Consider the following 23,951-nt stretch of genomic DNA (forward strand, 5'->3'; position numbering starts at 1 on the left):
TCGTCCTCGCCGCCTCTGCCGCTTCCTTCTCGAGGCGGGACACCTTGGCGTTCGCTTCGCTCAGCGCCGCTTCCTCGTTCTCGCCGCCTCTGCGGCTTCCTTCTCGAGGCGGGACACCTTCGCGTTCGCTTCGCTCAGCACCCTCTCATTCGACCGGGCGGCTTCCGCAGCTTCACCTTCAAGCTCGAGTGCTCTGCGCCGCGCCTCGGCCAATATCGCCTCGCTCTGCTCGGTAGCCAGTGCCACGCGATGTTCCAGCTCCTCGACCCGCTTCCTTCCTTCCGCGAGGGAAGATTCATGGCGTCCGTTTTCTTCCGCGACCCGCTGGTCTGCTTGGTCCAGCTTGCGGCGCAGCTCCCGCTCACGGGCAGCATGCTGCTCAAGCTCCGATTTCAGCCGGTCGCGCACCTCGGTAAGCTGCCTAACCTGCTTTTCTACATCATCGTTATGACGCTGCGAGGCGGTCAGCTGATCGCGCTGCTTCATCAATTGTTTTTCCTGCTGCTGCAGCGCTTGGCTGCGTCTATTTTCCTTCACTTTCAACTCTGCTAACTGGCGCTGAAGCTCCGCAACCGCTTCTTCTCTCTCGGCCAGCACCTGCTCGAGCCGCTTGGCGCTCGCACGCAATTCTTCTTCTCTCGCAACGGATTCAACCGCCTGCTTGTCGGCTTCCTCCTGCCGTTTAGACATAGCTGCTGCTGCGGCTTCCTGCGCACGCTGCGCCTGATCCAGCTGCGCGGACAAACCGTTGCGCTCATCCTGCCACTCGGCTGCCAGACGTTCAAGCTCCCCGCGGTGCACTCGTTCAATCTCATCCGCAGCTTCTCGCTTCGCTTGCTCCAGCGACTGCCGCTCCTTATCGAATTGACCTTTGAGCTTGTCAGCCTGCTCTTCGCTCTCCAGCAAGGCTTGCTCCAGCATGGCCTGAGCGGCCGACTGTTCCTGGGCCAGCATACGAGCAGCTGCTTCGCGTTCCTTCGCCAGCTCATTGCGCGCCGCTTCATTCGCCTGGTCCAGCTGTTGGACATGCTCGGCTCTAACCTGCGCAAGCTCGGCATCCGCCAATTCCCGCTCATCTTCCAGCTTACGCTTGGCTGCCGCTATCGCTTGCTCCAATGCCTTCGATGCCTCGGAGCCTGCTTGCGCATGTTCTTCGCGCAGACGCGCTTGCTCATTCAGCGCGTCCTTGTTCGCTTGCTCCAGCTGTTCCTGCGCTTCAGCTTGAACGAGCTTCAGCTCATCGGCATGTTCTTCGCGAAGCTTGTTTATTTCAATGCCCGCTTGTTCCAAATCGGCTCTGGCCGCTTCGCGTTCACCCTTCAATTCCGTGCGCAGCCGTTCCAGCTGCATGCTGGCGGTCGCCCGCTCTGACTCCAGCTCTCTGCGGAGGCTGCTCAGCTCCAGGCTGGCCGCTTCGCGTTCGCCCGCAAGCTCCGTACGTACGCTGTCGAGCTCGGTGGTTACCGTTTCTCGCTCGCCTTCCAGTTCCGCACGGACCCGCTTCAGCTCCGCACCGGCCGCCTCGCGTTCGCTTTCCAGCTCCTCGCGCGCTGCCTTCTGCGCCTGCTCCAGCTGTGCCTTCGCCGCTTGGCGCTCGCTTTCCAGCTCCTCGCGCGCTGCCTTCTGCGCCTGCTCCAGCTGTGCCTTCGCCGCTTGGCGCTCGCGTTCCAGCCCCTCGCGCGCTGTCTTCTGCGCCTGCTCCAGCTGTGCCTTCGCCGCTTGGCGTTCGCTTTCCAGCCCCTCGCGCGCCGCCTTCTGCGCCTGCTCCAGCTGTGCCTCCGAATCGGTTCGCAGCCGCACCAGCTCTTCAATCGCGGCAGCGGCCGATTCCGTATGCACCTCGCGCTCCAGCTGCAGCTCGAACTGCATCTCCTCGAGCGTGCGTACATGCTCGGCTTCCCGTTCCTTAAGGACGCGTTCACGCTCCGCTTCCAGACCTTCGCGCAGCTTAGCCAGCTCAGCGGCCGCCAGCTCGCGTTCACGCTCCAATTGCGCCCGGGCGGCCTCCCGTTCGCCCTCTAGCCCCAGACGTGCGGATTCCCGCGCCCGTTCAAGCTGCGCACGCGCCTCCTCGCGGACATGCTCCAGCTTCTCTGCGGCGGCTGCAGCCTCGTCATTATAGAGGATGACCGTCTGCTCCAGTTCCTCGTTCACGCGCTGAAGCTCGGCTTGACTGGATTCGCGAAGCTGCTCCAGCTCCGCCATCAATGCCGCGCGAACATGCGCTAATGCCTCTTCCGACGCCTCGCGTTCCCGCTTCAGCTCTGCCTCCAGACGCTCCAGCTCCATGAGCTGTTCGATTTGCGCGTTCTCAAGCTCGGCTTGCAGGCGTTCTACCTCGTTCCGGCGGTCGGCTTGGAGCCGTTCCACCTGCTCTTGACGCTCAGCTTCCAGCCGCTCGACTTCCGACCGAAGCTTGGTCTGCAACTGCTCCACTTCAGTCTTGCGCTGAGTTTCCAGCCGTTCGACCTCCGATTGACGCTCGGCTGTCAATCGTTCGACTTCAGTTTGCAGCTCGGCCTGCAGCCGTTCTACCAGGGACTGATGCTCGGCTTGCAGCCGCTCCACCTCGGATTGACGATCGGCCTCCAAGCGCTCTACTTCAGACTTCAGCTTAGCTTGCAGCCGCTCCGCCTCCGACTGATGTTCGGCCTGCAGGCGCTCCACTTCAGCCCGACGCTCCGCTGTCAGCCGTTCTACCTCCGATTGACGATCGGCTTCCAGCTTTTCAACTTCGGTCATGCGTTCAATTTCAAGCCGCTCGACTTCCGACTGAAGCTCAGCCTGCAGCCGTTCCAACTCGGTTAAATGTTCGGCTGTCAGTCGTTCTGCCTGCGATTCGCGCTCGGCTTCCAAGCGCTCTACTTCAGACTTCAGCTTAGCTTGCAGCCGCTCCGCCTCCGACTTGCGCTCGGCTTGAAGCCGTTCCACCTCGGCCTGGCGTTCGGCTGTCAGTCGCTCTACCTGCGATTGACGCTCGGCTTCCAGCTGTTCTACCTCGGTCATGCGTTCCAATTCAAGCCGTTCGACTTCCGACCGAAGCTCTTCCTGCAGCTTCTCTACCTCGGTTTGGCGCTCGGCCTGCAGCCGCTCTACCTCGTTCTGCTGAAGCTCTTTTAGACGGGAGAGCTCCCCGTCCTTCTGCTCCTGCAATCCTGCCAGCTTCACTTCGGAAGCTTCGCGCTGACGATCAAGCTCCGCCACGGCATCGGCCAGCTGAGATTCCAGCTCGTTCTGCAGCGAAGCAACCGATTGCTCGGCGCGTTCAAGATCTGCAGCCAGTCCTTCCGCACGCGCTTCCGTCTCGTGCATCCGCTCGTTCTCACGGCTTAGCCTGAATACATCCTCCGCCATCTGCACGGCCGCCAGCATCGCAAGCTTCGGTATATCCAAGCGGGGATATCCTTTTGCCAGTTTATGCATATTTTCATCGACCACGGCGGCTACCCGCTTTATGTACTCGGGATTCGAGTGGCCTGACAATCGAAATTGATTTCCAAATATATCAACGGTAACGCGTGTCCGTCCGGCATTATCCATACAGGCAGCTCCTCCTCGCCAATTAGTCCTTATCCATTCATTTCATATGTTAGAAAACCGGGTACGTTCTCGGGTATTCGCCGATTACGCCCATTTTTTACTTTAACGCAGCATAACCGATCCGAATAAGGCCATGCAAGTCGATGAGCATATTCTCATTAATTTCAGCGCTATTCGCCCGTTATCTCGTAATGTTTGGCGCATTAATAGCGGGCTACATGAAGAAGCCGCATCGATATCGGTTCGCAATGAACTAATTCGATACGGCTCCGGCCATCTCCTGCCTATTTGCGCAATTCTGCGGCAAAAGATTGTTCCAACTCTGTAACAACACGGCTATGCAGTTCCGAAACCTCTTCGTCAGTCAGCGTACGCTCGGAATGGCGGTAAGTGAGCGATAGCGCAACGCTCTTCCTGCCTGCTCCAAGCTTCTCGCCCGTGAATACGTCGAACACGTTTACCGATTCCAGCAGTTCGCCGGCTGTCTTGCGTACGGAGTCCGTCAGCTTGCCCGCTTCGACCTCGGATCCAAGCACGACCGCAATGTCGCGCTGCATCGCCGGGTAACGGGGAAGCGTCCGATAGACGATATCGAAATTGGCTTGATCGTACAGCGGAGCGAGATCGATCTCGATCACGTACGTGTCGGCCAGGTCATGATCCAGCTGTACTTGCGGATGCAGCTGACCGAGATAACCGATCGTTTCCTGCCCTCTCTCCGTATCCAATACCACGGCGGCCGTCCGGCCCGGATGCATATGCTCCGGTTGAGCCGCTTCATAGGAAATATGTCCGCTCAGACCCAGTATGTCCGCGATCGTCTCCATCACGCCTTTGGCATCGTAGAAATCAACCGGGTCCGCTTTACGGTTCCACTGGGCAGACGTCTTGCTGCCCGTAAGCAATACCGCGAGATGGTGCTTCTCTGTCGGCAGACGGGTCAGCTCCGGTTCTTCCGTGTGGAATACGGTGCCGATTTCAAAGATGCTGACGTCGTTATTCTTTCTATTATGATTGTACGTGGCCGTTTCGATCAGCTGCGGAAGCAGACTGGTGCGCAGCACGCTGCGGTCCTCGCTCATCGGCAGCGCAAGACGTACATGCAGAGCTCCGTTCGTAATAGCCGGGAACAGCTTCGTCCTGTCCGGATGGGTGAACGAATAGCAGATGACTTCATGAAGCCCGGCGTCCGTCAACCGCTTGCGAAGCTCGCGGCGGATCGCTTGCGGCTTCGTCAGCGCTCCCGGCGTCGTTTCTCCTTCGATCGGCGTCGTCGGAATGTTGTCATAGCCGTACAGCCTTGCCACTTCCTCGATCAAATCGACATCGATGGCAATATCTCCGCGGCGCGTCGGCACATTGACGATGAATACCCCATTCGCCGAAAGCTCGTAAGGGAATTGCAAACGCCCCAGAATCGTCTCGACTTCCAAGCGCGATAGCGATGTTCCGAGATAGCGGTTGATTTTGTCCAGAGAGACCTCGACGACCGATTCGGTCTGAGCGGAAGCGATCGCCTCCACGACGCCGTCGAGCACCAGTCCGCTTGCATACTCGGCCATCAGCGAGGCTGCCCGATCGAGCGCCGGAAGAACGCGCGCAGGATCGACGCCTTTCTCGAAGCGAGTGCTGGATTCCGAACGCAGGCCGAGCTGGCGGGAAGTCTTGCGTACCGTGCTTCCTTCGAAGCGGGCCGACTCCAGCAAAATATTAACGGTCGAGTCCGTTACCTCCGAATCCGCTCCCCCCATGACGCCCGCAAGAGCAAGCGGCCTCTCGCCGTCCGTGATCAGCAAGTTATGCGGCTCCAGCTTGCGCTCCTGATCGTCGAGCGTGACAATCGTCTCGCCTTCTCTTGCCAGGCGGACGACGATATTGCCGCCGCTAACCTTGTCCGCGTCAAAGGCATGGAGCGGTTGGCCGTATTCCAGCATGACGAAGTTCGTAATGTCCACAACATTGTTGATTGGACGTATGCCGGCGGCGATCAGCCGATTCTGCATCCAGAGCGGGGCCGGTCCGACTTGGACGCCTTTAATGTAACGGGCCGAATACCGGGAGCACTGCTCCTTCGCTTCGATAACGACCTTCACATGGTCGCCGGCAGCCTCGGCCGCATCGTTAACGCGGTTATCCGGAAGCTTCACCTGACGCCCCGTCAAAGCCGCTACTTCATAGGCCACGCCCAGCATGCTCAGACAATCTGAACGGTTCGGGGTCAGATCGAGCTCAAGCACCTCGTCGTCAAGGGCGAGCACATCGAGAATCGAACGGCCGATCTCCGTCCCCTCCGGCAGCACCAGAATGCCCTCCTGCTGCTCCTTCGGCAGCAGCTTGTCGTTCAGGCCCAGCTCCTTCGCCGAGCAGATCATGCCCTGGGATTCGACACCGCGCAGCTTCGCGCGCTTGATCGCAAAGTCGCCCGGCAGCTTCGCCCCTACAGTGGCAACCGGAACAAGCTGTCCTGCCGCTACATTCTTCGCGCCGCAGACGATCTGCAGCGGTTCGGCCTGGCCGACATCAACCGTACAGACAGACAGCTTGTCGGCATCCGGATGCTTCTCGCGCGTCAATACATGGCCGACAACGACGCCGGTTACGCCCTTATTGCGGGATTCCACGACGTCGATTTCAATCCCGCCGCTAGTCATCAGCTCCGCGAGCTCTTCGCCCGCATAGCCGTTCAAATCGATATATTCGCTTAACCATTTATAGGATACATTCATCGTATTCGCCTCCCCTATTTACATTCGGACAAACTGGCTCAGGAAGCGCAGATCGTTCGTATAAAAATGACGGATGTCGTCAATGCCGTATTTCAACAACGCGATCCGCTCGACGCCCATGCCGAACGCGAAGCCGCTCACCTCAGCCGGATCGTAACCGCCCATCTCCAGAACGCGCGGATGCACCATGCCGCATCCCAGAATTTCCAGCCAGCCGGTCTGCTTGCACATCCGGCAGCCGTGCCCGCCGCATTGGGAGCAGGTAACATCGACCTCTGCGCTTGGTTCCGTGAACGGGAAGAAGCTTGGGCGAAGGCGAATTTGCGCTTGCTGGCCGAACATCAACTGCACGAACTGCAGCAGCGTCCCCTTCAAATCGCTCATCCGAATGTTCGGACCGACGACAAGGCCTTCGATCTGATTGAATTGGAACGAATGCGTCGCGTCGTCATCGTCGCGCCGGTATACCTTGCCGGGACAGATCACTTTGACAGGCGTCTTGCCGTTCATCGCTTTCATCGTCCGGACTTGGACGGGGGATGTCTGCGTGCGCATCAACAACTCGTCCGTCACATAGAAGGAATCCTGCATATCCCGTGCCGGATGATCCTTGGGCAGATTCAACGCTTCGAAGTTATAATAGTCGGTCTCCACTTCCGGGCCTTCCGCCACGGTGTACCCGAGTCCGATAAAAACATCTTCGATTTCCTGGACGACCTTATTAAGCGGATGTACGGCGCCGGCCGCCAGCTTCTTGCCCGGCAGCGTAACGTCGATCGTCTCCGCGCGGAGACGGCCTTCCGTTTCGGCTTGCTGGAAAGCTGCCTGCTTGGACGCAATAACATCCTCGATCGCTCCGCGGACCTCATTGACCACCTGTCCGATGACCGGACGCTCCTCTGCGCTTAATCCTCCCATACCGCGCGATATTTCAGTCAAAGCACCTTTTTTACCGAGGTATTTGACGCGCAGATCGTTCAATTGCTGCGGATCCGTAACCTGCTGCAGCTCCTGCAGCGCCTCGATCCGCAAAGCCTCTAATCGCTCTTTCATTCCCTTCGCCTCCGATAACAAAATAAAAAAGCCCTTCTCCCCGCAAGGGACGAAAGGACCGTGGTACCACCCTAATTCGAACTGCATCGCCGGCTCCCGCTTACGGGTGCCTACCATGCAATTCCTTCAGCTTCCGGATATCGGCCGGTAACCGGGTCTCCCTACAGTCGTCCCGGACGTGCCGTTACGAGTTCAAGAGCCTGCTCAGGAGCGAACTTCGGCAGCCTGGTTTCGTCAAGACGCTCTCAATCTGCGGCGTCTCATCCCTGTACGAAAGCACTGCGTACTTTTCTCCCTCATCGCGTTACATATAAGCTAATTATATATATAATGCCATATCATACGCAAGCGTTCCCTACAAGATTCGATAAAAAAACGCCAATAATCGCTGATTACAGGCCAATAGATCCCAAATACCGGAAAAATGCCCGCCCGCCTGCATCAATATAATGAAAATACGGCTCACGCCGTCTTTGGGGCAAAGGAAAGCCGCCCGCAAAGCATGAAGCTTCCGCAAGCGGCGTTCTTTCCCGCATATTTTCCGTCTATACCTTATTTCCGCCGTGTGAGCGCTGCGATCAATGCGGCGGCAGAAACGACAAGCGCGGCAATCGAGAGCACAAGCTGAATCATCGACGAGCCGTCTTCTCCCTCGGCGTTATCTTCAGACTTGGCGGTATCGCCGGCAGCGGCCGGCGCGCCGTGACCGTCGCTTTCGCCGGTTCCGGCGGTAACGGTTGTAATGGAAGCCGGATATTTCGCATTATCGTCCGCGCCGACCCATTCCACAACTTCGCTATCGCTGTACGTCTGATAAGCTTTCCATACCAAATCCTTCGCATCGTCCGCCACTTTGCCGGACATCCGGAATTCGGTGAATTCCGTCTGGGCAAGCCCTTCGCCCTCCGCCGTCCACGTGACGGACTTGATCGCGCCGTCAGCGCCTTTCTCCAGCTCGTACGTCCAGCCGGCCTTCGGCTCGACGCGGGTCACCGCAGCTCCTTCCGCAACCGTTACCTTGATGCTCTTCGTTGTCGCGTTTTCCTTCTCGCTGGGTACACGTACCGTGAACACTTCATAGCTGCCTTGCGCGGCTTGTTTCGGCATTACCGTCACATGTGCGCTGGCCACACTTGCAAATAACAGCACCGACAGCATTGCCATGCTGATGATGGACCATCTTTTCATCGATTTCATACATATGCCTCCCCGTTCTTCACTTCGAGAATAAATTATATCTCTTGCGAATACCGGAGGACATGACTCGAAAGGGCTATGGATGTGAAGAAAAATTGTCGGTCAGCTGCCGCCGTATAGCCCTTTCTCCAGGGCGTAGCGCGTGAGCTGTACGCGATTGTCGAGATGAAGCTTCTGTAAAATATTTTTCAGATGGTTTTTCACCGTATGCTCGGATAAGCCGAACGTCTCCGCGATTTGCCGGTTGGAATCGCCGTTTGCGACCCGCTCCAAGATCTCCTGCTCGCGCTGAGTCAGCGGCGTCGTCCCCTGCCTGGCCGTTTCCGCCACGCTGGAAGCACGCAGCCGCTTCGTTGAAGGCGATGGATTCTTGCTTCCCTCGTCGACCTTCGAGTTATTGCCGCTCCTGCCGCTGCTGAATTCCTGCAGCAGCCGGAACGCCAGCTCTTTGGACATCGGCGCCTCGTCCATCGCAACGCCGCGCAAATATTCCAGCCATGAGGAGGGGGACAGATTCTTGAGCAGATAGCCCTGTGCTCCGCGTTTGACCGACTCGAATAAATCCACGATATCATCGGACACGGTGACCATGACGATTTTGATCCGGGGATCGATCGACTTGATCAGCTGGGTGGCCTCCATGCCGTTCATGACCGGCATATTAATGTCCATAAGCACAAGATCCGGCCCCAGCTCCGCTGCCAGCGACACGGCCTGTTCCCCATGCACCGCTTCGCCGACGATTTGAAAGGAAGGGTCTTGACTCAATATTTCGCGCATGCCTTCACGTCCATGCGGATGATCGTCAGCCAGCAGCACGCGCACCGGTTGGTCCATGCTCATTTCCGTTTCCCCTCCTTCGCAACCTCGACCATCAGTCCATTCATGCCGTCTTCGCCGGAAGCAGGCGCGATAACCAGCCGCCAGCCCATAACAGCCGCCCGGTCCATCATCATACGGACGCCATACCGTCCCATCGCTTCAAGCTCCGCTTGTTCGGTACCGGTTCCGTTGTCGGTCACCGTGCAGCGGAATCCGCCATCTTCCGCTTCTGCGGCGCGGACCTTCAACCGGCTGGCCCTGGCGTGCTTCTGAACATTGAACATCGCCTCCCGTATAATCGCGAGCAGCTCGACCTTCTCCTTGTTGGTAAGAGCGGCATCAGGGAGGCGCCAGTCCACTTCAACCTGGAGCCCGATCAGCGCAAGATCGTCCGCCATCTGCTTCACCGCCTGCATCCATTGAACGTCAGCCACAGCGGGCTCCTTGCGCAGACTGGCGATCGATTGGCGCACATCCTCATAGACGTGCCGAACCGTGCTCCTTAATTGGGATACCGTCTTAGCAGCCTGCCCTCCGGCCGTCTCCTGTTCCAGCCGGTCGAGCTTGACGGACAACAGAAACAACGATTGCGATATGCCGTCATGCAGCTCTCTTGCCAGCTGCTCCCGCTCCATGAGTCCCGCCTTCAACGCCCGTTCCTGCTGGAGCGACTCATGCACTTGTTCGAGCCTTCTCATCAGCATGCGGACGAACGTGACGGTGACCAAGAGCACAATGACCGGCGCCAATAGATTTCCGAGATCCATCGAGATATAGGGCAGCAAGAACGCATGCCTGACATATTCCCAAAGTGCAATTGTAATCGTCGGAATCGATAGAATAAGCCATTTGATCCGATTATACGGCACCGATATCCACTCCCGCCCAAGCAGCATAAAATCTTAATACGTACGGAATTCGTACGACTCCACCTTCTCGTTGTCTTCCTGATCCATGACGCGGATTTCAGCGTTCCACTTGCCGGCGAACGGAATGAAGGGACCCTCCGCCTTGTAATCGGCTCTGACAAACCCTTCGAAGCTCGAAATCTCATCGTCTTCATACGGCTGAAGCGGAACGTCGATTGCCCCAAGCTCCTTCCGGTCCTGCGATTTCAGGCGAAGCACGACGTTCTTCGGAGCACCGGTCTGCTCAGGCAGCCATACCTTAACGGTAAACTTGTTATCCGCCCCGGGATTGTTCGGCGATATGCGCAGCGTCAGATGCATCTCCTCGCCCATTTTATGATAAACGACCGGCGTATTGCCCGGCAGCGGACTGATGTACGTAAAGATGCCCACGACGGCAAGTATAATGGCCATCAACCCGAGATCCAAGCGCATCAGCGTCATACTCGGCAGATCGCCTCGCCGCACGCGGCGGCGGAGCAATGCGCCGACGACCAGCACGAGCAGCACGGCGCCGGTCTTCGCCAGCAGCATGGAACCCCAGCTCGTGTAGAACAAATAGCGCAGCGAAGGCATGAACGTCAGCGTCATCACGACACCTGTCAGGATGAGCAGCACAATCGAAACCAGCGCGGCCCTGGAGAAAGCAGACGCGAACCTTCCCGCCTCTTTGCGGTCGGCGGACCACAAGGCGAGCAGCAGCGCCAAGCCCCCTACCCATACGGCAGAAGAGGCCAGGTGGACGAAATCTAAGAGGACCGTAACGGCTTTCGGCTCGAACACGACCGCATGTCCGCTCCAACTCTCCACCCCAAGCAGAGCGGCGGCCCATATCATGCGCACGACCCGCCCGAGCTTTAGGATCGGAAAACCCGCGACAGCCAGGACGATGAGGGCGATCCACCCGCGCCCGACCGACGTCTCGCCGAACAGCTTCGCATAATCGCTTGCCGGATAGCCCAGCATCATCTCCGATGCATGTATGAACACATAGACCAATGCGGCCAAGAGCAGGAACCGCATAATCTGAAGCTCCCACTTCTTGCGAACGGCGTTCATCGCATCGGCGCCGCCCTTGTACAGCAGCGACCAGAGCATCACACCTGCGGCGAGCAGCAATGCGCTGTAATAGAGGAACCTCACAATGTAGAGGATCAAGGTCTTCCAACTGAACGATCCGGAGTCGGTGCCATGGCTCTCATGGCCAAACTGCTTATGGAGATCGAACGAGGAGGCGTCTACGGCCTCCGGCGGATTGCCGACGATGAATACGTAGGAGCCGCTTATCGGATGTCCGTCACTTGATACGATGCTGTAGGAAACGGTGTATACCCCTTCATCCAGCTTCGGCAGCGGCAGCTTGAGTGATTTACGGTCCGCTCCGGCAGCCGGGGCTTCGCCGGTGACGGCCTTCGAATTGTTGTCCAGCACATCCAGCGCCCCGACCTTCGACTCGATCGGCTCGTTGAAGTAAATCTCGACTGCCGCCGGCCCTTCGCTCAGCCGCGCGTTCGGTTCAGGTACGGACCGCTCCAGCTCCGCATGCGCAAACGCATATCCCGGGGAAAGAAACAGCGCCGCTAGCATAACGAATAAAATTAGTATAGGAGCACCGGTTCTCATCGTCATCGTGATCCTGCTTCGGAATGGAAATATTGTGGTCAATCGAATTACACGTCCTTTCTCAATTACCTAACTGAGCATTAGTTTACCACATCGGGCAAGCGAAAATTTCCTGCTTTCTTGAACGCTTTCTGTCTCTTTGCGTGCGGAGCGATCGATTATTTTTTTCAAATCGGAAACTATTTTCCACTGTCCCTGAGACGGTAAAAGTAGTATAGTAATCTAGTTGTAAATTCCCGTCGCAGCAAGTTTTCATACTCTTTTCACACCCGATTTACGCCGCTTCGGGCACCGGTTTTGTCGAATGTTCTTTCTTGACTTACACTACATATTGGTGTAACTTTGGTTTACGTTATCAACATATTGTGTATTTAGGGCATAGAACTGACGCCCTTCGACAAGGAGTGACTCACGCTCGTGGATATTATTAAGCGCAACGGTCAGAAAGAAGAACTCATCTTTTCAAAGCTAAAAAAAGTTATCGATTTCTCGTGCGTCGGTTACGACGACTGCGATCCCCTTGAGCTGGAAACAGCCCTTCTACCATATTTCCGCAACAACATTACAACCAAGGAAATCCAACGCACGCTCATCCAAGTGGCCGTTGAGAAGACAAGCATCGAGCAGCCGAACTGGCAGTATGTGGCCGCTAAACTTCTTGTATACGATCTATATAAAGAATCCGCAATCAACCGCAAATACGGCTACTTCGGTTACGGCGATTTCTATTCTCTAATCACGTACTTGACCGAGAAAGGCTTCTACGGCAAATACATATTAGAACACTACTCCCGTGAAGAAATCCGCGAACTGGGCAACTATATCGTTCCGGAACGCGACTACTTGTTCAACTACATCGGACTGAAGACATTGGCAGACCGGTACCTCATTAAAGGCTTTAACGGCGAAGTGCTGGAGCTTCCGCAGGAGCTGTTCATGGGCGTCGCCATGCATCTGGCGATGAATGAAGACGACAAGCTCGGTTGGGCCCGCAAGTTCTACGACGTGCTGAGCCGCCTGCAGATGACGGTCGCCACGCCTACGCTCGCCAACGCACGCAAGCCGTTCCATCAGCTGTCGAGCTGCTTCATCGATACCGTGCCCGACAATCTGTGGGGCATCTACCACGTCGATTCCAGCTTCGCCCAAGTGTCCAAATTCGGCGGCGGAATGGGCATCTATGTCGGCAAGGTACGCAGCCGCGGCTCCAATATTCGCGGATACAAGGGCGTTGCCGGCGGCGTCGTGCCATGGATCAAGAATTACAATAATACCGCCGTTGCCGTAGACCAGCTGGGCGTGCGTTCCGGCGCCGTTGCCGTCTACCTGGACGTTTGGCACAAGGATATCCTTGACTTCCTCAACCTGAAGACCAATAACGGCGACGACCGGATGAAGGCGCATGACATTTTCCCGGGTGTGTGCATACCGGATTTGTTCATGAAGAAGGTTCAAGAACGCGAATCCTGGTATCTGTTCGATCCTCATGAAGTCCGTTCCATGATGGGCTGGGCGATCGAAGACTCATGGGGCGAAGAATGGGAACGCCGCTATGAAGAATGCGTCAATCATCCGACACTGTCCCGTGAAGAGGTTCCGGCGATCGAAATTATGAAGCGTATTCTGACAAGCTCGTTCGAGACGGGCACGCCGTTCGTCTTCTACCGCGATACGGTTAACCGCGCGAACCCGAACAAGCATAAAGGCATCGTATACTGCTCCAACCTGTGCACCGAAATTTGCCAGAACATGAGCCCGACCGAGTACGTATCGACAACGCACGAAGACGGAATCATTACGACGAAAATCAAGAGCGGCGACTATGTCGTCTGCAACCTGTCGTCCCTCAATCTGGGCCGCACGCGGACGAAAGAAGACATTCAGGAAGTGGTCGCCTGCCAGATGCGCATGATGGACAACGTGATTGACCTGAACCATTACCCGATTCCGCAAGCGGAAATCACGAACCAGAAGTACCGCGCCGTCGGCCTCGGAACGAGCGGCTATCACCAATGGCTCGCGATGAACCAAATCGCGTGGGAGTCCGAGGACCATCTGGACAAAGCGGACGAGCTGTACGAGTGGATCAACTACTGCGCGGTGAAAGCCTCCATGGAAATTGCCAAGGAGAAAGGCAGCTACCGCGTGTTTGAAGGCAGCGAATGGCAAACAGGCGAGTATTTTGACCGCCGCGGGTATAACAGCCCGATGTGGCAGCAGCTGAGAAGCGACGTTGCCGAGCATGGCGTCCGCAACGCTTGGATGTTCGCTATCGCGCCGACCGCCTCGACTTCGCTGATCGCCGGCTCCACGGCAGGTACCGATCCGATCTTCAGCAAGTTCTTCGTCGAAGAGAAGAAGAACGCTGTTATTCCGCAAACAGCTCCCGGCCTGAACGAACAGACCTTCTGGTATTACAAGGAAGCTCATCATATCGACCAGAATTGGAGCATTAGAGCCGCTGGCCGCCGTCAGCGCCATATCGATCAAGCGCAATCCTTCAATCTATACATTACGCCTGAATATACGGCCAAGGAGTTTCTGGATCTCTATATGTCCGCTTGGGAAAACGGCTTGAAGACGGTGTACTACTGCCGCAATAAGAGCCTGGAAGTTGAAGATTGCGTAAGCTGCAGCTCATAATGAGCTGCAGTCTTCTTGTAACGGCGGAACAAGCGGCACCCGCTTTACCAAGTAACCAAGGAGGCAACAACAATGGAACTGCATAAGAAAAAACTGTTTAATGAGGACGGCGACCGCGACTGGGGCAAACGCCGCATGATCGGGGGCAATACCACCAACCTGATCGAGCTCAATAACGTCAAGTACGACTGGGCCACCAAGATGTACCGGAACATGATGAACAACTTCTGGATCCCGGAAGAAATTCCGCTGGCCCAGGATGCCAAGGACTACCGTAATCTTACGATCTCCGAGCGCAACAGTTACGACAAAATACTCAGCTTCCTGATTTTTCTGGACTCCTTGCAAACGGCCAACCTGCCGAACATCAACGAGTATATTACGGCACCAGAGATTAATCTCGTTCTAACTGTCCATACGTTCCAAGAAGCGGTACACAGCCAATCGTATTCCTATATTCTCGACAGCGTCTGCTCGGCCGAGGTCCGCGACCAAATATACAACCTATGGCGCGAAGACAAGAACCTGTTGAAGCGCAATCGGTTCATTACCGACTTGTATGAAAACTTCATCGCCAATCCTTCTTCCCAGAACCTGATCAAGACGATTATGGCGAATTTCATCCTGGAAGGCATCTATTTCTACAGCGGCTTCAGCTTCTTCTATGCGCTTGGACGTCAAGGCAAGATGCTTGGAACCGTGTCTGAAATCAAGTACATCCAACGCGACGAGCTGACGCATCTCGCGCTGTTCCAAGGAATCTTCCGTGAAATCCGCAAAGAAAATCCGGAACTGTTCACACCTGTACTGATTGAAGAGCTTCGCCAGATGATGAAGACCGCCGTCGAGCATGAGATCGAATGGGGTCAATATATCACCAACAACCAGATCGCCGGCATTACGAACGACATCATCGACCAATATATCAAGTATCTATCGAATGAACGTCTCCGCAAGCTCAACCTGGAAATCCTCTATCCGGAGGTCGTCGAGCATCCAATGAAATGGGTGGAGAGCTTCAGCAACATGAATGGCATGAAGACGGATTTCTTCGAACAGAAAGTAACCAATTACAGCAAAGCATCCAATCTTAACTGGGGCGATCTGTAACTTGACATATTCAGCATAAAGCGGGCTGCCCCACAAGTCATCTTAGATGGCGTGGGGCAGCCTTTTTTCATCGGATCGATGTCCGGCTTGTTTTTCAAGCTTCTTTTCCGTTCTCCCCATTGTATTTTTATTCACATTAATGTATATTTATAAATATCATTTTTATAACGGTTACGCAGTCCTGTGAAAACGAAGGCATGCAACAGTATGGGGAGGAATTAGAGCTATGTCCGTTGGAAATATTGGCGTGGTCGCTAACCTCGGTTATCCGCGAATCGGCGAGCACTGCCAGTGGAAAGAAGCTTTGGAGCGGTTCTGGGCCGGCCACATCAGCCAAGCAGAGCTGCATCGGACGATGAAAGCGATCCGTTTGCAGCATATTGATAAACAGGCCGCGGCCGGTGTAGGAATCATACCGGTCGGGGATTTCTCATTATACGACCATGTATTGGACCACTCCGTCGCGTTTGGACTTGTACCGGAGCGGTACGCCCCGCTTCAGGATGACGAGCTGCAGCTTTATTATGCGATGGCGCGGGGTACGGATGGAATCACAGCTTGCGAATCGGCTCCTTGGTTCCATACGAACTACCATTATGTCGTCCCCGAATGGAGCGAGGGCTTCCCCCCTCGATTAAACCGCAACCACTGGCTTGAGCTGATCCAGGAAGCGCCTGCTGCCATTCGTTCGAAGCTAAGACCTGTTATTATCGGCCCTTATTCATTCGCCAAGCTTGTCAAGGGCTATCCTTCCAGTCAATTCGAACCCGTGCTTCGCTCGTTTATACCGGTGTACATCGAGCTGCTCGCCCAATTATCAGCAGCCGGAATCGAATGGGTTCAATTTGACGAGCCTTCGCTCTCTCAGACAAGTCATCCCGAAGACTGCAAGCTGCTGCAGGAGGTATACGAATCATTAAGAAGTCATTCGGCGGGTATCAAGCTGATGCTGCAGACATATTTCGGGGCCGTCCCTCTGCTTGCCCGCCTATTCCGGCTTCCGGTCGACGGGATCGGTCTCGATTTCGTTCATGACGGCGGCGCACACAGGAAAGCAATCTCAGAGCTTGGTTTTCCAAAGGACAAATTGCTCGGCGCCGGCATCGTTGACGGAAGCAATGTATGGCGGACGGACCTCTCTGCGGCTTGGTCAGCCCTTCAAGGCCTTCTCCAGTCGGTTCCGGCGGACCGTCTTATCCTGCAGCCCTCCTGCAGCCTGATTCATGTGCCCGTTACGGTGAAAAACGAGCATAAACTGCCGTATCTGGCACGCTTATCATTCGCATTTGCCGACGAGAAGCTGGATGAGCTCGCCATTCTGTCCCGCGGCTTGCGCGAAGGCCGGCGGTCGATCGCCCTCGAATTGTCAGACTGCTCGGTGACCTTGCAGGCGCTTGCCGCCAGCCCTTCTCGCTCCCTGTTCATGCATGGCCGCTCAGCAGCGTCTCATCAGGCGGTCATCGGATCGTTATCCTACAACTCGCATAAAGAAGAACAGTCTTCGCAAATGACGACCCAGACGTTCGGCCGCCTGTCTCATGCCGAGGTCGGAGACCTCCTGGAGCATAACGAAATGCTGGAATGGCTGGGCAAACAGCTTGACGGCTATTTATTCACCACGAGCGGCTGGACGCAACGCAAGGGCTCTGATTGCGTGAAGCAGCCCATTATCTTCGGTGACATTATGCATGTCATGCGGGAAGTTTCATCCGGTGTCAGCGATGCTCCTGCTTCGGCTCCGGAGATAACCCGTTCCTTGTTGAGAGGAGCGCTCACCGGACCGCTTGCCATGCTTCATAGCACGTTCGTCCGAACCGACCTTTCCTGCCACATGGTGGCTTTACAATTTGCACGGGCTATTCACAGTCTGGTGAACCAGCTGGATAAAGCCCGCACGAATCTCTCGGATGAAAGCATGTCCCGCGATCGCGCCTTCAACAAGTACGGCAACTGGGAAATTTATCTCCATTGGGGCGATGAAGCTTGCAAGCACAATCCGAGCGTCAGGAAGGAATCCAAGCTATCCCATATAAAGCCTCATCGTTCTGGCATTCATGATGGTGTAACGGCCATCTGACAGTGTAAGGTACGATGAGTGAATCAGGAAGCATGATCCGTTGTCCCGCCCTTCTTAGGATTGAGAACGATGCACGACTTTAGTCGTGTATGAAAACTGGACTCCGGCCAATTTATCCATTCCCGATTTCTCGGTAAAATGAGAACAGTTGAATGGAACGGAGGCGTTACTTATGTTTCAAGCGCTGATCGGAATGGAGACAGTGCTCGCGGTCATCATCCTGTTCTTCTCCCTGCAGGCCGGTTATAGTTCCGGGGCGCTCGCCTATCGGAAGACGATCGTATCGATGCGGAGTACGGCAAGAATGAACCTCATCCTGATTGCATTGATCGGCAGTCTGGCTGCATGTGAACTATTATTAATGATCTACAGCAGCTCGAACGGGTGGCTATCGATCCGAAACGAGCTCTTGCTGTTCGCCCTCTTCATTGCGCTTCCTTACGCGGCAGTTTTGCGTTTCACAGTTCCCAGATTGATCAAGCTTTCCCGCGTAGAGGAGGTAAGCCTGCTGCGGCAAGCAAGCCGGGTTAAGCGCCGGGCTGCCGCCAGTGCATGGCTAGTCGTGCCGGTACAGGCTCTGACCGTAGGCACTATGATGTACACGTACAAGATGCTGAACCCGATGCAGCACCAGGTTTATAATGAACTCAGCATCCTCGGTCTCCTCTACATGGCTGTGATCGCTCTGTTAGGATTCCGTCAAACCGTGAAGCGCAGACGCATTCACCGCGATGACGGCATATCGGCTATCCATCGCATGAAGCGTGCCGGACTTATTATGGCAACGATTGTACTCCTGCCTTTCGGATTGACCTATACCGTCATTGAAGCACAGAATAGCCGCATCGGGAACGATTCGGTCCAGATGGACGAACAGATTATTACCAACAGCGATATCCCCGGCCAAATGGACGTTAAGCCTCCAACTCCCGTTCTGACCGAGCAATCCGGTGCGCCGCTTCAGCTCGAGCTTCAGGTTAACCGCAGCAGCCTGGGCCGATAACATACGCAAAGAAGACCGTCCGCGTTTCCAACGCGACGGTCCTTTTTTGTGATCATCCGATAGAACGACGCCATTCTCCCTGCACCTTCGTTCACGCGGTTTGGGAGCGGTGCCGGTACCAGCTTTCGAACATATTGGCCGGGATCGGCTTGGAGAAATAGAAGCCCTGCGCTTCCTCGCAGTTCCCCTCGCGCAGGAGACGGATTTGTTCGTCCGTCTCGACGCCTTCGGCGGTTACTTTAAGATTCAGATGACGGGCCAGCGAGGTAATGGTTGTTATCATCGCCGCATCGCTTCCGTCCTTCGTCATATCGGTCACGAACGACCGGTCGATCTTCAGCTTGTCGACGGGGAACTTCTTCAGATTGCCCAGTGAGCTATACCCGGTTCCGAAGTCGTCGATGCTGATTTGTACGCCGATTGCTTTCAATTCCGACAATATTCCACTGGCAATGTCAGAGTCGCTCGTCATGCTCTCCGTAATTTCCAGCTCCAAATACTGGGGCGGCATTCCCGTCTGCTCCAGGATGCTCTCGATCCGTTCTGCAAGTCTATGCTGGCGGAATTGCCGCATCGACAGATTGACCGACATCATCATCGGCGGCAGACCTGCATCCTGCCATGCTTTATTCTGCTGGCATGCGGCACGGAGCACCCATTCGCCGAGCGGCAGAATGAGGCCGTTATCTTCCGTTAACGGGATGAATTCACCCGGCGGAAGCAGGCCGCGCTGCGGGTGCTGCCAACGGACAAGCGCTTCAACCCCGACGATGCTCCCCGTGCATAAATTCACCAGGGGCTGATACGCGAGCGTAAACTGCTCCTGCTCCAAGCCTTGGCGCAAATCGCTCTCCAGACGGAGCCGGTCATATGCCTCATGATTCATCTCCGGCTTATAGCTCTGGTACTCGTTGCGGTTCTTCTTGGCGTGATACATCGCCGTGTCCGCATTTTTCACAAGCACGTCCACGCTATTCCCGTCCTGCGGATAGAATGCAATGCCAAGGCTGATTGTAATATGATAATCCGCTTCGCCCAGCATGATCGGCTTGTCGATCATCCCCATAATCCGCTGCGCCATCTTATCGGCCGCCGTATTCCGGTCGAGGTCAGGCATCAGCACGGCAAACTCGTCGCCCCCCAGCCGGAACACATGATCCGGTCTTGCCGCAGCCAGCCGTAGCCGGTCCGAAACCGTCCGCAGCAGAACGTCCCCGAAGGAATGTCCAAGCGCCTCGTTGATCGACTTGAACCGGTCGATATCCAGCAGCAGAACCGCAAACCGGCTGCCCGCCGCTTCGGAACGTTCCAACTCGGCCTGAAGGCTCCTGTTCAATTGTCGCCGGTTAGACAAGCCTGTCAGCTCATCGTGTTCGGCCAGTTTGCGCATCCTCGCTTCCATGGACTGCTGCTTCTTGAAAGGCTCTTCAATCGTTAAGTAATAGATGCCTTTCATCAGATAATAATAGCCTGCCAGCTTATATACATGTCCGAGGAGCATATCCATATCAACCGGATTGACGCTCAGAATGAACTGAATATTGGCAAACACGAATAGCAATATCGCCTGCATGATCATGAGCTGGGCCTGCGGACGCCTGCTGCGGTGCCGGTATATCATGATCCCGATCGTAAGCGAATAGGTGAGAATCACCGTTGTTTCGGCGGCAGCGCGGAATATAGGCCACACATTCCCGCTCAAAGCGGGGAGTGCTGCGGTCCAACCGGATAATGAGAGATATGAGATTGCCAGGAGCCCGCCCAAACCTACCGCAGCGATGCTTGCGGGCAACCGCCTGCTGGCCGGGATTGGACGGTCATCGGTACTGAAGATCATAAACAAGCCGAATGCCGCGATCACTTGGGCCGTAAGCCCGTACAGCAAGGACAGCGATGTGTCGCCGACAATGCGGAAGAATGGCATCCCATCGGTTGTCAGCGCATGAAACATATCGAACAAACCGACAACGATGAATATGACGGCCGTATATAGCCGCTGTACCGTCAATGATTCCGTGTAGAACAGACAGGCTATCGCAAGCACGGCGAAGCAAACGGCGCCGCTCATGTACTCGATGCCGGAATGAACCAGCACGTACAGTCCGTTATTCATCATCACGGAGCGTCCATCCAGCAAAATTCGCAAGAGCATGAAACTAATGATTATTATAATGGCGGTCCATAGTGTCTTCTTGTCCGCCCGGTTCAGTGACATGATGTCCCCCCTTCAGAAGGAAAGCCAATAAAGGTCTGCTGCCTTAAGTAGAGCGAATCGCAGCTCGTAACAATTCCTGTCATTCGGGCCGCTGCAGCGTAATGCCTGCCGCGGCCAAGCCGCGATGGATCGCCGCCGCAAACGATGATGCGTGAGGTCCGTCCCCATGCAGGCAAATCGTATCGGCCTGCACGGTCGTCACCTCGCCATTCAGCGTGCGCACAGCGCCTTGCGTTACCATGCGCAGCGCCTGTTCCAGCGCGGATTCGGGCGACTCGATCAAGGCGCCTGTCATCTTGCGCGGCGTTAGCGTGCCGTCTGCCATATAGGTGCGGTCCGCGAACACCTCGGACACGGCTCTAAGCCCATGCAGCTCCGCAGCCTTGAGCAGCAGGCTGCCATTCTGGCCGTAGATGCGAAGCTGCGGATCGTATGCCTTCGCCGCGCGAACGATCGCATCCGCTATAGCCTCGCTGCGGCCCGCCATATGGTATAACGCGCCATGAGGTTTGATATGGCGCAGCTCCGCGCCTGCCGCGCGCACGAATCCGCCGAGAGCGCCGATCTGGTAGAGCGTATCCTCATACACCTCGGCAGGATCGGCAGCCATCTCCCGGCGGCCGAAGCCCCGGCGGTCGGGCAACCCCGGGTGGGCTCCGATCGCGGCTCCGGCAGCGGCCGCTCTCTCGACCGCTTCGCGCATCGTGCGGGGATCGCCCGCATGGAAGCCGCAGGCGATATTGACCGACGTGACGTATCGGAGCAGCTCCTCGTCCTGTCCGAACGTATAGCTTCCGTAGCCTTCTCCGAAATCGCAGTTCAAATCTACCCTGTTCCGGAATGAAGCCCCTTCTCTTATCATCATGTTCAGCTTCATCCCCCCCTTCAGGTACCGGCGCAAGCCGCATGTTATTATCGCGTCTATTACGAGTACCGCTATCTTGAATCGTTATGTATTTTAATTGCAACAGCAGCCGTTCATGTAAAGCGCAGCCGCACCGAAGCCTTCAGCCTCCGGACGGCCCCTTCCACCGCGAAGTAAGCCCGCTGCGCTTCCGCGAGCGAAACTTCGCGAAACCGGATCGCATCGCCGGGCTTCGCTTGCGCAAGCAGCGGCAGATCGGCCGTTATGACATGGGCGGCCTTCGGATAGCCGCCGGTCGTCTGACAATCGGCGGCCAGCACGATCGGCGCGCCGCCGGCCGGCACTTGCACCGTGCCGGGGACGACGCCGTGCGACAGCAGCTCGGCGGCGTCCGCGAGCTCCATCGGGGGTCCTTCGAGGCGGACCCCCATCCGGTCCGATGCGGGAGCGACGCGGAACCGCTCCCGGAAGAGCGCCGTTCGGGCCGCTTCGCGCAGCCGCCCGAACTCGGCGCCCGGCATCGCGCGCAGCTCGATGCCGTCCGCAGCGCCGCCGACATAGGCGACCGGCGGCGCGAACCAGCCTGGAGCCGCCCAGCCATTGCGGCGGCTCCACAAGCTTGCGGCGCGCCATGCCGGCGCCGCTTCGAAGCTGCCACACGGCAGCACATCGGCCGTGCGCAGCGCGCGGCCCGCGATGCCGCCGATGCCCGCACGCGTGTCCGTGCCGCGGCTGCCGAGCACGGGCTTAAGCCCGATGCCGCCGCCGGCAACCGCGACATAGGCGCGGCAGCCATCCGACGCCGCGCCGAACGAGATTCGCGAGCCGGCGGATACCCATACGGGCCGCCACATCGGCAGCTCTTCCCCGTTGACTTGAGGCGCCATATAAGCGCCGCACACCGCCAGCACCATATCCGTCCCGGCCACAAGAACCGGGCCGACAAGCGTCAGCTCCAGGCCGGCTGCGCCTTCATCATTGCCCAACAGCACATTCGCCGTCCGCAGCGCATAACGGTCCATGGCGCCGCCTTCGGCAAGCCCGTCCTTGCGCCATCCCGGCCGCCCTAAATCCTGGACTGTCGTATGCAGTCCGGGTTTCTCTACGCGGAGCGTCATCATGCGCCTCCCCCCGCTCCCATATCGCCGGAGCCGGTCTGCACGAAGCGAAGCTTGTCACCGGCACGTAGCAGCGATGGCTCGTCACGATTCGGATCGAACAGCTTCACCTGCGTTCGGCCGATCAGCCTCCAGCCTCCAGGTGTTTCCAGCGGATAGATACCGGTCTGGCCTCCCCCGATGCCCACCGAACCAGCAGGCACGAGGCGCCTCGGCGAAGCAAGGCGAGGCTGGGCGAGCCGGGGAGGAAGCCCCTTCAAGTATGGAAAGCCAGGCATAAATCCGATCATCGCCACCTCATATTCAACCGAAGCGTGAAGCACGATGAACGCTTCCGTGCTTAGTCCGCTGCGCATGGCGGCTTCCGCCAGGTCAGGACCGTCAACGCCTCCGTAACGGACGGGGATCTCTACGATTCGGGGCGCCCGTTCTAGATCGTATGCGCCAGCTGCCAGTAATTGCCGGACTTCCCTTTCTGCCGCAGCAAATGGAGTTATCACTTCGTACCGGATCGCTGTATCCGGCGGTTCTCCCCTTGTTCGATGGCCATGCGCAATTGCTGCGCCCGAATCTTCCGGAAGGGTCCTCTTATCCGAAAGCCGCATGACCGCAAGGGGCTCATAGACGACCGTTAACGTATCGATTGCAGGCACAACATCGATTATCCAAGCCGCTTCAGCCGCTCTTAACCGTTCGGCCATGCCGGCCATTGCATGGGCGTCCATAGAATCGGGCGCTCCGATGCGCCTGACGACCAGCGCCCTGTCGCCCAGCGGCGCTATGGCAATTTGCGGCTGCATTCCCAAGTCACTCCATTCTCTTCCTGCCGGGCTGCAGCAGCGGCTCCGGCACCTTCATAGAGCCGGACTCCGGCTGCCGTACGGCGGCCTCCCTCCCCCTGCGCTGCCCGTAATTCCCCTTCGCTAATCGCCCGGTCAGGTGGTAAAATAAGAAGTGCCGATAATTCCGCTTCATCTAATAAGGCAAGAACGAATTGGAACGCCATGACAGGAAAGTCTAATTACTACCTAGTTTGTACCATATGAACGGT

Annotated in this window: 16 protein-coding genes; 4 read left to right on the plus strand and 12 right to left on the minus strand. The window is 56.7% G+C overall.

What is annotated here, in order from left to right; all coding sequences use genetic code 11:
• Positions 1-60 precede the first annotated feature (60 nt).
• From L1F29_RS25320 to L1F29_RS25350, 7 genes are all read right to left on the minus strand, one after another.
• Positions 61-3,540, minus strand: coding sequence for a hypothetical protein (locus tag L1F29_RS25320; protein ID WP_258384803.1), 3,480 nt, complete (start codon positions 3,538-3,540; stop codon positions 61-63).
• 284 nt (positions 3,541-3,824) lie between these two features.
• The gene (gene pheT, locus L1F29_RS25325) at positions 3,825-6,266 is read right to left on the minus strand and encodes a phenylalanine--tRNA ligase subunit beta (RefSeq protein WP_258384804.1); all 2,442 of its coding nucleotides are present in this window, start codon (positions 6,264-6,266) and stop codon (positions 3,825-3,827) included.
• An 18-nt stretch (positions 6,267-6,284) separates the two neighbouring features.
• Complete coding sequence (gene pheS / locus L1F29_RS25330) at positions 6,285-7,319, minus strand: phenylalanine--tRNA ligase subunit alpha (RefSeq protein WP_258384805.1); 1,035 nt, start codon at positions 7,317-7,319, stop codon at positions 6,285-6,287.
• Between the two features lie 552 nt (positions 7,320-7,871).
• Positions 7,872-8,516 (minus strand): YcnI family copper-binding membrane protein, encoded by a 645-nt coding sequence (locus tag L1F29_RS25335; RefSeq protein WP_309252341.1) that lies wholly within the window; start codon positions 8,514-8,516, stop codon positions 7,872-7,874.
• Between the two features lie 102 nt (positions 8,517-8,618).
• Positions 8,619-9,353, minus strand: a complete 735-nt coding sequence (locus tag L1F29_RS25340; RefSeq protein ID WP_373876564.1) for a response regulator — start codon at positions 9,351-9,353, stop codon at positions 8,619-8,621.
• 2 nt (positions 9,354-9,355) lie between these two features.
• Entirely contained in the window at positions 9,356-10,207 is an 852-nt protein-coding gene (locus L1F29_RS25345) for a sensor histidine kinase (protein WP_258384807.1), read from the minus strand.
• Between the two features lie 33 nt (positions 10,208-10,240).
• Positions 10,241-11,875 carry a copper resistance CopC/CopD family protein gene (locus L1F29_RS25350; protein ID WP_258384808.1) on the minus strand — a complete coding sequence of 545 codons (1,635 nt, stop codon included), beginning with the start codon at positions 11,873-11,875 and terminating at the stop codon, positions 10,241-10,243.
• A 411-nt stretch (positions 11,876-12,286) separates the two neighbouring features.
• Between L1F29_RS25350 and L1F29_RS25355 the strand changes: the two genes are divergently transcribed.
• From L1F29_RS25355 to L1F29_RS25370, 4 genes are all read left to right on the plus strand, one after another.
• Positions 12,287-14,512: a ribonucleoside-diphosphate reductase subunit alpha gene (locus tag L1F29_RS25355; protein WP_258384809.1), complete on the plus strand. Its 2,226-nt coding sequence runs from the start codon at positions 12,287-12,289 to the stop codon at positions 14,510-14,512.
• A gap of 72 nt (positions 14,513-14,584) precedes the next feature.
• The gene (locus L1F29_RS25360; protein ID WP_258384810.1) at positions 14,585-15,622 is read left to right on the plus strand and encodes a ribonucleotide-diphosphate reductase subunit beta; all 1,038 of its coding nucleotides are present in this window, start codon (positions 14,585-14,587) and stop codon (positions 15,620-15,622) included.
• A 226-nt stretch (positions 15,623-15,848) separates the two neighbouring features.
• Positions 15,849-17,699: a hypothetical protein gene (locus tag L1F29_RS25365; protein ID WP_258384811.1), complete on the plus strand. Its 1,851-nt coding sequence runs from the start codon at positions 15,849-15,851 to the stop codon at positions 17,697-17,699.
• Positions 17,700-17,871: 172 nt separating this feature from the next.
• Entirely contained in the window at positions 17,872-18,702 is an 831-nt protein-coding gene (locus L1F29_RS25370; protein ID WP_258384812.1) for a hypothetical protein, read from the plus strand.
• A 91-nt stretch (positions 18,703-18,793) separates the two neighbouring features.
• Here the strand turns inward: L1F29_RS25370 and L1F29_RS25375 are convergent, their stop codons facing one another.
• From L1F29_RS25375 to L1F29_RS25395, 5 genes are all read right to left on the minus strand, one after another.
• Positions 18,794-20,917 carry a putative bifunctional diguanylate cyclase/phosphodiesterase gene (locus tag L1F29_RS25375; protein WP_258384813.1) on the minus strand — a complete coding sequence of 708 codons (2,124 nt, stop codon included), beginning with the start codon at positions 20,915-20,917 and terminating at the stop codon, positions 18,794-18,796.
• A 79-nt stretch (positions 20,918-20,996) separates the two neighbouring features.
• Complete coding sequence (locus tag L1F29_RS25380) at positions 20,997-21,794, minus strand: LamB/YcsF family protein (RefSeq protein ID WP_258384814.1); 798 nt, start codon at positions 21,792-21,794, stop codon at positions 20,997-20,999.
• A 101-nt stretch (positions 21,795-21,895) separates the two neighbouring features.
• Positions 21,896-22,903, minus strand: a complete 1,008-nt coding sequence (locus L1F29_RS25385; protein ID WP_258384815.1) for a 5-oxoprolinase subunit C family protein — start codon at positions 22,901-22,903, stop codon at positions 21,896-21,898.
• Positions 22,900-23,700, minus strand: a complete 801-nt coding sequence (gene pxpB, locus L1F29_RS25390) for a 5-oxoprolinase subunit PxpB (protein WP_258384816.1) — start codon at positions 23,698-23,700, stop codon at positions 22,900-22,902. Before pxpB ends, L1F29_RS25385 begins: the two co-directional genes overlap by 4 nt.
• Positions 23,679-23,906 (minus strand): hypothetical protein, encoded by a 228-nt coding sequence (locus L1F29_RS25395; RefSeq protein ID WP_258384817.1) that lies wholly within the window; start codon positions 23,904-23,906, stop codon positions 23,679-23,681. Before L1F29_RS25395 ends, pxpB begins: the two co-directional genes overlap by 22 nt.
• Positions 23,907-23,951 lie beyond the last annotated feature (45 nt).

The organism is Paenibacillus spongiae (assembly GCF_024734895.1).
GTDB classification, from domain to species: domain Bacteria; phylum Bacillota; class Bacilli; order Paenibacillales; family Paenibacillaceae; genus Paenibacillus_Z; species Paenibacillus_Z spongiae.